This is a genomic window from Hymenobacter sp. HDW8 (assembly GCF_011305775.1).
Classification (GTDB): Bacteria; Bacteroidota; Bacteroidia; order Cytophagales; family Hymenobacteraceae; genus Hymenobacter; species Hymenobacter radiodurans.
This window is the reverse complement of record NZ_CP049907.1, coordinates 356,854-369,645: the sequence shown is the minus strand read 5'-3', so window position 1 is coordinate 369,645 and position 12,792 is coordinate 356,854. Positions and strand designations below refer to the sequence as shown.

The window sequence follows — 12,792 nt, the reverse complement described above, 5'->3', positions numbered from 1 at the left end:
CCTGCTTATTCTAGGCGAATGCCATATCCTCTTCGGCAACCTCTTCAACCGGCAGCACATCGGAGGTAATCATGTCCTTCTCCTGACGTAGGTTGTCAATGATGAACTCCTGACGAGCAGGCGTATTCTTACCCATATAATACGTCAGGACCTGCTGAATAGAGCGGTCTGATTGCAGGATGACGGGCTCCAGTTTGATGTTGTCGCCAATGAACTTACCAAACTCATCGGGGCTGATTTCACCGAGACCTTTGAAGCGCGTTACTTCCGGGTTGCGGCCCAGCTTGCGCATGGCATCCTGCTTTTCCTGCTCGTTGTAGCAGTAGATGGTCGTTTTCTTATTGCGGACGCGGAACAGCGGCGTTTCCAAGATGAAAACGTGATTGTTGCGCACCAAATCAGGGAAGAATTGTAGGAAGAACGTAAGCAGCAGCAAGCGAATGTGCATGCCATCTACATCGGCGTCGGTGGCAATGACTACGCGGTTGTAGCGCAGGTGCTCGATGCCTTCCTCAATATTGAGCGCGTGCTGAAGCAAGTTCAGCTCCTCATTTTCGTATACAATCTTCTTTTTCAAGCCAAAGCAGTTCAGCGGCTTACCACGCAAGCTGAATACAGCCTCGGTCTCGACATTGCGGCTTTTGGTAATAGATCCCGACGCAGAGTCGCCCTCGGTGATGAAGAGCGTGGTCAAAGCCTCGGCTTCCTGCTTGCCTTCGCCAAGGTGGAAGCGGCAGTCGCGGAGCTTGCGGTTGTGCAGGTTTGCTTTCTTGGCGCGCTGGTTAGCCAGCTTTTTGACGCCCGCCATGTCCTTGCGCTCCCTCTCACTTTGCTCGATGCGGCGCTTGAGCGCATCCGCTACCGCCTGGTTTTTGTGCAGGTAATTATCGAGGTGCTCTTTTACGAAATCCAGAATGAAGCCACGCACCGTCGGGCCGTCCTCACCCATGTTGATGGAGCCAAGCTTGGTTTTGGTCTGGCTTTCAAACACCGGCTCTTGCACCCGCACCGAAATGGCCGCGATGATAGAGCCGCGTATGTCGGCCGCGTCGTATTCCTTCTTATAAAACTCACGCACGGTTTTGACCACCGCCTCACGGAAGGCCGCCAGGTGCGTACCGCCCTGCGTGGTATACTGGCCGTTTACGAAGGAATAGTATTCCTCGCCGTAGTCATTGCCGTGCGTTAGCGCCAGCTCAATATCGGGGGCCTTGAGGTGGATGATAGGATAACGTAGACTTTCTGGGTCGGCTTTGCGGCTGAGCAGGTCGAGCAAGCCATTTTCGGAGTAATACTTCTGCCCGTTGAAGTTAATCGTGAGCCCGGCGTTCAGATAAACGTAGTTCCAGATCTGATTTTCGAGGTACTCCGGAATGAAGCGGTAGTTGCGGAAAACCGTGTCGTCGGGCTGAAACACCATCAGGGTGCCATTGCGCTGCGACGTTTTCTGCGGCTTGGGGTCCTGCACGAGCTTGCCCTGCGAGAACTCCGCCGATTTCATCAGGCCGTCGCGCACGCTTTGCACCAGGAAGTAGTTGCTGAGCGCATTTACGGCCTTGGTACCCACGCCATTCAAGCCCACCGACTTCTGGAAGACCTTGGAATCGTACTTACCACCGGTATTGATTTTGCTGACCACATCCACCACTTTGCCCAGCGGAATGCCGCGGCCGTAGTCGCGCACCTGCACGCGCTGGTCGGATATTTTGATGTCGATGGTGCGGCCGTGACCCATCACGTGCTCGTCAATGGAATTATCAATAACTTCCTTCACGAGCACATAAATACCGTCGTCGTAGGCTGAGCCATCGCCGAGCTTGCCGATGTACATACCGGGCCGCAAACGGATGTGCTCGCGCCAATCCAGGGAGCGGATGCTGTCTTCGGTGTACGCGTGTTGGGGGGCAATGGGAAGTTGTTCGTCAGCCATAGAAACTAGGTAATCAAATTTGAGGTAAAATAACGCAGAAAATTGGCCTTTTCTCAACAGTAACCCGTAGGAGGGCGCAAGACTGTTGCTCGTGTGACCGGCGCGCTGATTTTAGCCATAAATATTAGCAAAATTCCTGATTAAAACCAGCCCTATACGCACATAGTTCCTTTCAAAAACAACACCCATTGCTCTGATTCTGAATTTTACCCCTTCCTCGCTCTCCTAATTTTTTTAGCTAATGCTTTCCCCTCGAAACATTTCAACGGTCCCCGGCCCAACTCGACTCCGGCCGAGGTAAAATTGCCCCCCGTCATTTACTATACCTTCCTGCTTATTGGTCTGTCGCTGCTCGTATTCGTGCTCTGGAAGCTCGACAGTGTGTTGTTGCCCATCACCTTTGCGGCCCTCTTCTCCATTCTGCTGTTGCCCTTATGCCAGCGCTTTGAGCGGTGGGGCTGGCCGAGGGTGCTGGCCATCCTCTTCTGCCTCTTGCTGGTGATTGTGGGCTTAGCCGCCATCGTCTTCGCATTCGGCTCGCAGATGACACAGTTTAAAGCCGAGCTTCCCAAGCTGCAGGAAAAACTGGTGCAGTATTTCGACCAGATTCAGCAGATGCTGAGCCAGCGCTTTGGCATTGAGCCGATCAGCAAAGATGAGTTCATTGACTCGTCGCTGAAGAGCGCGAAGAAAGACGCGGGCGGTTACCTGGGCGCTACCTTGAACACGACGGCCGACGTGCTGAGCGTGGTCACGCTGGTACCTATTTATATGTTCTGCTTTCTGTATTACCGCGACCATATGCGGCAGTTTATGTTCCGCTTTGTAAGCCCTGAGAAGCGGACATCAGTGTTGCACACCGTGGATAGCATCCAAACAGTGGTACAGGCCTATATCAGTGGGCTGATGACGGTTATCGTGATTGTGGCTATCCTGAATGCTATTGGCCTGCTCCTTCTGGGCGTCAAATTCGCCATTTTCTTTGCTGTCTTCGCATCGGTTCTGACCATTATTCCCTACATCGGTATTCTGATTGGCTCGGCCCTGCCGGCTATTATTACGCTGGTAGAAACCGGCTCGCCAGCCAGAGCGCTGGGCGTTATTGGTGTGTTTGTGTTTGTGCAATTCCTGGAGGGCAACTTTATTACGCCCATGATTACGGGCTCCAAAGTGAGTATCAACCCGATGGCGGCCATCATTGCGCTTATTCTGGGTGGCGAGCTGTGGGGCACGCCGGGCATCATTCTGAGCATTCCCCTGATAGCCGTGATTAAGGTAGTGCTGGACGCATCGAAAGCCACGGAGCCGTTTGGCTTCTTGCTGGGCGACGTGGCCGATGGCGACGATATCGTGGACAGAAAGGCTGAGCCAGGCTTTTTTGGGCGGCTTTGGCAGCGCCTGCGAGGAGCTTCGTAACCTGGGGGGCAATTTGGTAGTATAAACTCCTGATCAGCTACAAGACGTGGCTGTGCTACTCACTCTGACCTAACCTAAAACAAACTTATCATGGCCTCTATCAGCGATAACACTGCCCGCGCCTACAACGACCTCGTCGAAATCAACGAAACTGGTGCCAAGGGCTACCAGGAAGCTGCCGAAGGCGCTACCAGTCCACAATTGAAGTCGCAACTGAGCCAGTTCAGCCAGCAGCGCGCCCAGTTCGCTTCCGAGTTGAAGCAGCAGGCTCGTCAGTTTGGCATCAATACCGAAGCTGGCAACACAGTGGAAGGTGTAGTAGCCGACGCTGCTGCTGCTGTACACCGCGGCTGGATTAACATCAAATCGGCCATCACCGGCCAGGATGATAACGCCATTCTAGGCGAGTGCGAAACTGGCGATAAAGTAGCCCTCGAAGCGTACGAGCAAGCGCTGAAAGCTGAAGGCCTTCCCGCTGAAGCTAAGTCGATCATCCAAAAGCAGCACGGCGAAATCCTAGCTGCTAAGAACCAGATTACTTCGTTGAAGCATTAATTCGCTTCCACAATTCATTAAAAAAGCCCCCAGACGAATCTGGGGGGCTTTTTTAATGAATATTCCATCAGGCAGAGGCGGAGCTGAAGCATCTCACTCCCGGTAAGTGCATTAGTACTGCAATGTCAGTACGTAAGATGCTTCCGCTCCGCCTCTGCCTGACGTTCAACTGACCTGCTCATTCTACGATTTCTTTTTGCAACCTTAGTAGGGCTTATCTTTGTTACCAATATCATTAGCCAAATTAGAATTCAAATTCGCGCCGCCTTTGTACGCTATCATTGACCTTGAAACTACCGGTGGCCAGCCCACGCAGGACCGCATTACTGAGTTGGCCATTTTCATTCACGATGGCGACAAGGTGGTAGACCAATATGAGACGCTGGTCAATCCGGGCCGGTCGATTCCTTTCTTTATTACTCAGCTCACCGGCATCACCGACGATATGGTACGCGATGCGCCCCGCTTTCACGAGGTTGCGCGCAAAGTGGTGGAAATGACCGATGGCTGCGTGTTCGTGGCTCACAATGTGCGCTTCGATTACTCATTTCTGAAAAAGGAATTCGCGGACTTAGGTTACAATTACTCACGCAAAACGTTGTGTACGGTGCGGCTCAGCCGCTCGCTTATTCCGGGCCAACCGAGCTATAGCTTGGGTAAGCTGTGCCAAAACATTGGTATTCCGCTGGAAGGCCGGCACCGCGCCGCCGGCGATGCCGCTGCCACCGCCATTCTCTTTGATCGGCTACTCAAAATTTCCCAGCAGGACGAGGCTCTGGCCAATCCCGCCATCAGTGCCGCCGATACACTGGCTTCGGTAGATGCGCTCGCTCCCAGCGGCCGACCAGCCGCCACCGCCACCAAAAAGCCCAGCGCCAAGCGCGTGACGGCCGTGCAGGAAGCCATCAAAACTGCCCTTTTGCCCCCCAATATCACCCCCGAGAAAGTAGCCACGCTGCCCCAGGAGGCGGGCGTGTATTACTTCCATGATGAGCAGGGTGAGGTGATTTATGTGGGCAAAAGCATCAACATCTACAAGCGTATTCAGCAGCACTTTGCCGTCGATTATAAGTCGCGCAAGTCGCTGGAGTTTAAGAACAGCATCTCCGACATTACCTGGGAGCTGACGGGTTCGGAGTTGGTAGCTTTGTTGTATGAATCGGCCGAAATCAAGCGCATGAAGCCGTTTTATAACCGTCAGCAGCGGCGCTCTATTTTTCCGGCCGGCATTTATCTGCGGCAGGATGAAAAAGGCTACAAGCACCTCTATTATGGCCGCGCCGACGCTGACAACCCCGCCACGCCCCTCATCGCGCTAGCCAATCAGTTCAAGGCCAAGGGCTTTTTGTTTCACAAAGTTTCCAAGTTCAACCTCTGCCAGAAGCTCTGCGACCTGTACAAAACGCAGGGTGCTTGCTTCGATTATCAGGTACACCGCTGCAAAGGTGCCTGCGTGGGTGCTGAGTCGCCGGAGGAGTACAACCTGCGGGTTGATGAGGCCATCGAGAGCTTCACCTTTGAGCACGGTTCTTTTGTGGTTATTGGCAAAGGGCGCCGCGCGGATGAGAAGTCGATTGTGGTCGTTGAAAACGGTCGCTATCTGGGTTTTGGCTACGTAGACGGTGAGTTTTCCGCCCGCCGCCTGTCCGATTTCCGGGAGGTAATCAAACCCTACGGCGATAACAAAGACGTGCAGCAGATTATCCGGCAATACCTGCGCACCAAGCACAAAGACAAGGTCAAGATCTTCAAATAAGCTCCTTCTGACAAGTAGGAACAGCTAGTATAAGCGGTGGCGCAGGAGCCAGCCAGCGGCATCAAATTCGTTGGCTAGCGGCTGGTACGCTTCTACTTTAATGTCGCTGTCGGGAGCAAGCTGCAGCAGGTTACCATCGCCGCTGTCGTAGATAGTGACATCGGTCTTGGAATCGGTCTGGGGGGCTTTTCCGCTAATTACCAAGTCTTGTCCTGCTCCATCGTAGATGCTGATTCCGAAGGTGGGGTCAGGCAAGCCGTTGAACTCGAATACGTCGTTGCCACCCAAGCCAAAGAGTTTGATGGTGCTTGTCTCACTGGCTTTAAACGTGCGTTGGTTTAGCAAACTATCTTCCATTGCCACCCGTCGGGCCAGCATACTGATACGCACTTCGCCCGGCGCTACTGCTTCAATTAAAAAACGTTCTGGCTGATCGGTGCCGGGCAATTCCACGTCGCGGGCCAGCAGCTCGTAGAATTTGGTGGCGACGGCCGGCAACTGCTCGCGCCGACTACGCAGCTTGTGCTCAAACTCCGCTCCCGACAGCGCATAGATCTCAGGCGGCCAAACTCCAACAGCTTCCTTGATGGCCACGTCCGTGAGGCGCAGGCGCAGGGAATCCGCGATTTGGCGGAAGTCATCGGCCGTTAAGTACGCCAGCAGCGACTTGTCCATGGGCCGCGCTGCTTTGTTGAGGCCTTCCACATCCTGCAGGCGAATATTCTCTTTAAAGGTCTGGTAATTAGTTTTAAACCAACTTATTATCCGAGTCATCAGGCCATCGTCAAACTTGAAGAAAGCATGGTCACGGTCGCGCGGAATGCCTCGATACGTTACCGTGCCGCCTGGCCCCGGAAAGCTGGCCCAGCGCCACTGATCTTCGCGCCGGCTCCAGTCGCCCAGCCACATATCAAACAAACGGGAGCGTAAGTAATGGCGGGCATCCACCCGGTAATTATGCGTGACAAAAAGGGATGTAAATGCCTTCCGGGAGCTCTCTACTAAGGAAGAATTGCCAAAGTTTGGGCTATTGATCTGGTTCCCCTCGGGGCGCTCCTCAAACAGATACAGCGCGTTGCCATATTCCTCGCGAAATGGCCCCAGCGTCGCATCAGCCGGCAGCCACACCAGCCGCGGATTGGTATGATATACCCCCGCTGCCTGCGCTAGGCGCGGCACGATGTAAGCGCCATACGGCTGAATAACGCTGGTCTGATCCTTCATCAGGCGCCCAATGGGGCCGTTTTGTAATCTGGGGGGCAAAGCCTTCGTCGCATCTTTGTCGACGGAGCGCAGCACATACTCCTGCCCTACCGAGTCGACGAGGCGCAGGTTTTTGGTCTGAAAGCTGCCCCCAGCCTGTAGCGGGCGCAAACCACCCGGCACCGCGTTGCGCAGGTTAAACACTGGCGCTTGCACCGGCGTTGCCCATTCGAGGCGGTAGTGGTCGCCCCAGAAAAACTGATGCACTGCGCCACGTTTGTACTGGGGCCCGGCGGCCACGCGGACCGTGGAGTCGGGGCCAATGGTAGGCAGCGCACCCGCTGGCATCTCGCGGGCCGAGCAGGCAACGAGCACCAGCCAGCTAGCACCTAATCCCAATAAGCGGCCCGGCCGGAAAGCTTTCAGTAGAAAGTGCACAGATACAGGAATAGCGCTACAGTGTGAGCCGGCTGCGAATGCAGTCGATAGCATAATTTATAGCGCAAACGGGAAAAGAGCAATTGCGTTGGGAAATTATGCAATTGTTATCCGCTAGTGCCTACTGTTGCGTTGAAGGCAGTAAGTTGCGCCACATTCACATTTTATGCCCTCACGCTTCTCCACCCTACTGCTGCTACTAGCCATTTCATCGGGCTGTGTACGTGAAAACTTTTTCCAACCAGACGCCCGTCTGGTCACCGACTCCACTCCTGTTGCTACCGACAGCGTGCTTGTCACCGCGGGTCGGCATTACCAGCGTGGCCCCATTCACAACCTATTACTTGGCAAGCATTACCGCCCGGTGTGGGCTACCCCAGTGTGGGTGCCCGTTTTCGACCCTGCCACCGCCGTGCCCGGAGGCCTGAAGCCCGGCAAGTTGGGGGGCGGTTTTCAGAGCACCAGTATGACGGTGCTTGGCACCGGTGGACGCGAGTACGCCCTGCGCAGCATCGACAAAGACCCGTTTAAAACGCTGCCCAAGATATTTCGGAAGACGTTTGCTCTGAATCTGGTGCGCGATGCAACCTCAGCTGCTAACCCCTATGGCTCTTTTGTAGTGGCACCTTTGGCTGAGGCGGCTGGATTGCTGCACACCACGCCCCGGCCCTTTTATGTGCGCCCTGATGAAGATGGGCTGGGCGAGGAGTCGAAGCTTTTTCAGAGAAAGCTGGTGTTGCTGGAAGAGAAATTTGAGGATAAAGCCAGCCTTACGCCCGCCTTCGGCAACGCCACCGACTTGTTGGAAAGCGACAATGTATTGCGCGATCGGTTTGCCGACCCCGCCCACCGCGTCGATCAGATTGCCTTTGCCCGTGCTCGCCTCTTCGATTTGTGGATTGGCGACTGGGACCGCCACGAGGGCCAGTGGAGCTGGGCAGTTTATCCGGATGCCAACGGCCCCACCATTTATCGACCCGTACCCCAGGACCGCGACCAGGCTTTTTTCCGGTTCAAGGATGGCATCATTCCCTGGATTGTGAGTCGGCCGTTTTTCGTCGGAAAGTTTCGCACCTTTCGGCCCGAATATGAGAGCATTGAAGGCATGACGCAGAACTCCCGGTTTGTGGACGAGCGCTTTCTGAATGAAGTAACTTCGGCCGACTTCCAGCGCTTAGCTACCGAGTTGCAAAAGTCCGTCGATGATGCCGCCATTGCCAATGCCCTCAAGCGCTTTCCAGCGCCGGTGTTTGCGCAGGAAGGCGCCTATATCGGCCAGGCGCTGGAAGCCCGGCGGGCGAAGCTGCTGTGGGCAGCCAACGAGTTTTACCGGCTACTAGCCCGCCACGTTACGGTCGTGGGCACCGACCTGGATGAGCGCTTTGTGGTGCGCCGCCTCAGCGATTCTACTACGGCAGTAACGGTGTACACGCTGGGGGGCAAATCGGACCGAGATTCCGTGTTTTACCAACGCGTATTTCGGACCAACGAAACCAAAGAAATTACGCTGCATGGCCTCGAAGGCAGAGACGTATTTGAGATAAACGGCGAGGTGCGCCGCGGCCCCCGCATCAACATATATGGCGGCCCCAACTCGGATAAAGTCACCGATTCAAGCCGGGTGCAGGGTCTGAGCAAAAAAACTCGCTACTACGATACTCACTCGGATAACGACCTGACCAAGAGCAAAGAAACCTGGGATCGAACGGATAAAGGTGTAAAGATGCACGCCTACGACCGGGAAGGAACGTGAGTTGATAGTATTGTCAACTTACATTCAATTAACTAAAAAAGCCCCCGCAACGTCAGCGGGGGGCTTTTTTTATGCCCTCAGTAGCTTCTAAGAATTGGGCAGTTACAACGTCGACTCAGGTGCGGTTTCGTCTTTTTTCTTTTCCACTTCAATTGCTGGAATAGCCTCGGTATATAACAGGCCAATCTTGGCGGCGTGCTCGGCAGCCTGCACCGTATCCTTCACCAGCAGCATTTCCACCTTATCCTGCCTGATTTCCTCCGCCACACTCTCCACCAGAGCGGCCCTGCCGGGGTGCTGCACATCGCGGATATAAATGGCCAGAATGCGCCCGGGGTAGCGGCGTACCACCTCGCGGTAGATGTTGGCGTCTTCCTGGCCGCTGTCGCCGATGAGCACAAAGGGCAATTCGGGGTACGTGAGCAGAAGGTTATCAATCTCGTGCAGCTTATGGCCATGATGGGCCGAGGCTTCGGGCTCCTTCGTTGCTTTGCGGACCAGTGACATATCGCGCAGCAGCAGCGGCCCAGGTGGCACGTCATTCAACTCCAGAAAGTCATCGAGCAAATCGTAGAGATTCCAGGGGCTACTGCTAACGTAGAAAAACGGATTATTGCGCTTGCCATTGCGCCCCAACTGCAGCGCCCGATAGAACTCGGCTACCCCCTCAAAAGGGAGGCGGGAGTGCGCGTTGCGCACTAGCACGGTGCGCGCCATGCGCACCAGGTTGGTGGCAGAGGTTTGAATGACGGTATCGTCGAGGTCGCTGATGATGCCGTATTCGGCGTCGAGGGGCGGAATGAGTACGTGCGCAGGCTCTTTGACATCGGCGGGCATGGGGAGGTGCTGGGGGGCTTTTTTTAGCTCCACTTCCACCGGGTACCACAGAAAATCAATTGGAGCCGGCAAGCTTTTGGGTTCAATGTTCAACGTGAAATAGCCTTCCTCGTCGGTGGTCACATGGTGCTCGCTGCCATCACCCGGCCGGATAACCAACTCGGCGCCCGGAATCTCATTACTTCCGAAGCGTCGATACATATTGAGCAGGTTCTGCCAGCGCGAATCGCCTTCGCCGGGCTCGCCAATGCCTTTGTCGGTCAGCAACCGGCCTTTTACATACAGGCGGCCTGTGGTGCCGTAGCTACGGTACGTAACCAGCTGGAGCGGGTGCAGCAGGCCCAAACGGGCTCGGGTATTCGTAACCAGATCATCGGCCCGTTCCGCCAGATTACTAAGTTTGTTGAGGAATGATGGCATAGAAAATCTAAAAGGGTAGAAAGCAGCGTACGAGGAAAACCCGCCGCGGAGTTGCCTCAGTGTGTAGTTGCTTACATTGTAGGCCGCACTTCACGCGCCAATGGTTGAATTATATCACACGAAAACGCCAGCCTTATTGGGGCTGGCGCTCACGAAATAAAGAGGTAGTAGAGGCTTTTAGAGGCGGCTTTGTAGCTCTTTAAAACCCGCATTGTCGGTGGTGCGGCCTGCGCAGTTAAGCTCCTTGGCTTTGGCCTGAATTGCCTCCACCCGCGTGCCGGGATTGGGGTGAGTGCTCAAAAACTCGGGGACGGTCGTACCAGCCTGGGCAGCGGCCTTCACGAAGAAGCCGGCAGCACCATCGCAGGAGTAAGGGGTGCCGTTCAGGTAGCGCACCGAGTAGTCGTCGGCTTCGACTTCGTATTCGCGGCTAAACCGCAATTGGCCGAGGCTAGTAGCGATTTGGGCCAGCTGGTTGGGGTTTTCGCCTAACAATAGGCTCAACAGGAAAGATATACCAAACTCTTTCTGCAAAGAGCGCGACGTGTGGCGGCGGTCAGCGTGGGCAATTTCGTGGCCTAACACACCAGCCAGTTGATCTTCGGTTTCCAAGAATTTAATGAGACCCGAGAATACGTAAATATGCCCCCCAGGCGTGGCAAAGGCATTCTGGATTTCATCGTCCTTAATGATCTTGACATCCCACGGGAACTGGTTACGGTATTGTAGCTCGTTGGAGCTGAGCACTTTGGCAACAACTCCGTCGAGAAGAGCATATGCACGCTGGTTGGCCGTCACGTTGCGCTCCAATAATTGGTTCTTGGCTCGGTACGTGGAGTCCGTTTGCTCGGCTACTTTTTGACCAAGCGCAATATCATCTTCCACAGAAAACAACACTACGCCATCCCCATTACCGGAGCAGGCCGTAGTGCCTAATGTCGTCAAAAGAGCAAGAAAAATCCAGGGTTTGAGCCAAGTACGACGCATACTGCAAATAGGAGTGTAGGGAGAATAGAGGGGCAGAACTAACCGTCTAAAAACGGTGCCAAAGCCGGCGGCTACCCATACGGGCCAAGGCTGCACGGCGTTGCTGATACGCAGATATTACGGCTATAACTCAGACGCTCAACCTGAAATTTTATTTTGCCGCAGTTGGCAATTATTAATCCTTCCTCCTGCGCTTCAGCTTTGCGCCTACTCAGCATATACCTGCTTCAACACTCTGGCCCGGCAAGGCAGCGCTACTTTTTCCTCTCATCTGCGTACAGAAAAGCCCCCCGACTGCTTTTGGCCGGGGGGCTTTTTTAGCCCTTTATGCCCACCACCTCCACCCTCCGACCCAAAACCAAAAAGAAGCACCTGCCCCCCCTAGAAGAGGCGCACGAACTGTATAAAGACCCGGCCCGTCAGGCAGAGCTGGCGGGCCTGCGCTATCAGGCAGATACCAAACCCGGCATCAGGCGCCAGCCCGGCCCCGATGGTACCTTCACTTTTCTGACGGCAAAAGGCGAAAAAATCACCGACGAAAAGTCGCTGGCCCGGTTGCAGAACTTTGTCATCCCACCGGCCTGGACTGACGTCTGGATTGCGCCTTCCGCGTCTGCCCACCTTCAGGTAACGGGGCGCGATGCCAAGGGGCGCAAGCAGTATATCTATCACCCCGCCTGGGACCAGGCCCGCAGCCTGACCAAATTTAGCCGCCTGCTGGCCTTTGGCGAAGCATTACCCGCTTTGCGCCAGCGTCTGCAGCAGGATTTGAAGCGCCAGGGACTGGATAAGCAGAAGGTTATTGCCTTGGTTCTGACCCTGATGGACCAGTCGTTTATTCGCATCGGCAACAAGGAATACGCCAAGAAGAACAAAAGCTACGGCCTCACCACCCTGCGCGACCGGCACGTGCAGATATCAGGCGATGAGGTGCGCTTTTCATTTGTAGGCAAAAAAGGTGTCGCCCACGATGTGGCCCTCCACGACCGCCGCTTAGCGCGCATGGTGCGCAAATGCAAGGAGATTCCCGGGCAGCATTTATTTCAGTACTACGCCGCGGATGGTCATCGGCAGGAGTTGGAGTCTGGCGACGTGAACCAATATTTGCAGGATGTCACCGGCATAGCCTTGTCGGCTAAGGATTTTCGGACCTGGGGCGGTACGGTCAAAATGGTGGAGTGCCTCGAAAGCGTGCTGCACGAAGAGCCGGATTTGCCCAAGGACAAAGTGCTGAAGCGAGCCGTAAAAGATGTGGCCTCGGGCTTGGGCAACACGCCCACCGTGTGCAGCAAATACTACATTCACCCGCAGGTAGTCGAGCTTTTTCAGTCCGATAAGCTCATCGATTACCTCCGTCAGCACGACATCGACCCAACCGAAAACGACATCCTCTCTCCTACCGAACACATGGTGCTGCACATGCTCCGTACTGCCGCGTAGATGAGGGAATAAAGCCAAAGGCGCTTGGATATAGCTGTGCTATGCCCAAGCGCCTTT

9 protein-coding genes are annotated in these 12,792 nt (G+C 54.9%); 5 read left to right on the top strand and 4 right to left on the bottom strand.

Features of this window, described 5'->3' with window-relative positions; translation table 11 throughout:
* Nucleotides 1-10 precede the first annotated feature (10 nt).
* A complete protein-coding gene (locus G7064_RS01600; RefSeq protein ID WP_133272916.1) occupies nt 11-1,930 on the bottom strand; it encodes a DNA topoisomerase IV subunit B in 1,920 nt (639 codons plus the stop codon).
* Between the two features lie 303 nt (nt 1,931-2,233).
* Here G7064_RS01600 and G7064_RS01595 point away from each other — a divergent pair, with 303 nt between their 5' ends.
* The 3 genes from G7064_RS01595 (at nt 2,234) to G7064_RS01585 (ending at nt 5,657) form a co-directional block, all read left to right on the top strand.
* Entirely contained in the window at nt 2,234-3,346 is a 1,113-nt protein-coding gene (locus G7064_RS01595) for an AI-2E family transporter (protein WP_240935656.1), read from the top strand.
* A 90-nt stretch (nt 3,347-3,436) separates the two neighbouring features.
* Nucleotides 3,437-3,901, top strand: a complete 465-nt coding sequence (locus G7064_RS01590; protein ID WP_166072176.1) for a ferritin-like domain-containing protein — start codon at nt 3,437-3,439, stop codon at nt 3,899-3,901.
* Between the two features lie 268 nt (nt 3,902-4,169).
* Entirely contained in the window at nt 4,170-5,657 is a 1,488-nt protein-coding gene (locus tag G7064_RS01585) for an exonuclease domain-containing protein (protein WP_166072175.1), read from the top strand.
* A gap of 24 nt (nt 5,658-5,681) precedes the next feature.
* On the opposite strand, the gene G7064_RS01580 is transcribed toward G7064_RS01585, so the two are convergent.
* Nucleotides 5,682-7,298 (bottom strand): hypothetical protein, encoded by a 1,617-nt coding sequence (locus G7064_RS01580; protein ID WP_166072174.1) that lies wholly within the window; start codon nt 7,296-7,298, stop codon nt 5,682-5,684.
* A 166-nt stretch (nt 7,299-7,464) separates the two neighbouring features.
* On the opposite strand from G7064_RS01580, the gene G7064_RS01575 reads away from it, so the two are divergent.
* The gene (locus G7064_RS01575) at nt 7,465-9,051 is read left to right on the top strand and encodes a hypothetical protein (RefSeq protein WP_166072173.1); all 1,587 of its coding nucleotides are present in this window, start codon (nt 7,465-7,467) and stop codon (nt 9,049-9,051) included.
* A gap of 102 nt (nt 9,052-9,153) precedes the next feature.
* On the opposite strand, the gene G7064_RS01570 is transcribed toward G7064_RS01575, so the two are convergent.
* Together G7064_RS01570 and G7064_RS01565 are read right to left on the bottom strand one after the other, a co-directional pair.
* On the bottom strand, nt 9,154-10,308 hold the full coding sequence (locus G7064_RS01570; protein WP_166072172.1) for an App1 family protein: 1,155 nt from the start codon (nt 10,306-10,308) through the stop codon (nt 9,154-9,156).
* A gap of 177 nt (nt 10,309-10,485) precedes the next feature.
* Nucleotides 10,486-11,295: a M48 family metalloprotease gene (locus G7064_RS01565; protein ID WP_166072171.1), complete on the bottom strand. Its 810-nt coding sequence runs from the start codon at nt 11,293-11,295 to the stop codon at nt 10,486-10,488.
* 327 nt (nt 11,296-11,622) lie between these two features.
* On the opposite strand from G7064_RS01565, the gene G7064_RS01560 reads away from it, so the two are divergent.
* Complete coding sequence (locus tag G7064_RS01560; protein ID WP_166072170.1) at nt 11,623-12,735, top strand: DNA topoisomerase IB; 1,113 nt, start codon at nt 11,623-11,625, stop codon at nt 12,733-12,735.
* The last annotated feature ends 57 nt before the right edge of the window (nt 12,736-12,792 follow it).

Excerpts from the sequence above, each read along its gene's own strand:
- G7064_RS01590 (WP_166072176.1), top strand. The coding sequence starts at position 3,437 with ATGGCCTCTATCAGCGATAACACTGCCCGCGCCTACAACGACCTCGTC.
- G7064_RS01575 (WP_166072173.1), top strand. The coding sequence starts at position 7,465 with ATGCCCTCACGCTTCTCCACCCTACTGCTGCTACTAGCCATTTCATCG.
- G7064_RS01600 (WP_133272916.1), bottom strand. The coding sequence starts at position 1,930 with ATGGCTGACGAACAACTTCCCATTGCCCCCCAACACGCGTACACCGAA.
- G7064_RS01565 (WP_166072171.1), bottom strand. The coding sequence starts at position 11,295 with ATGCGTCGTACTTGGCTCAAACCCTGGATTTTTCTTGCTCTTTTGACG.
- G7064_RS01570 (WP_166072172.1), bottom strand. The coding sequence starts at position 10,308 with ATGCCATCATTCCTCAACAAACTTAGTAATCTGGCGGAACGGGCCGAT.
- G7064_RS01560 (WP_166072170.1), top strand. The coding sequence starts at position 11,623 with ATGCCCACCACCTCCACCCTCCGACCCAAAACCAAAAAGAAGCACCTG.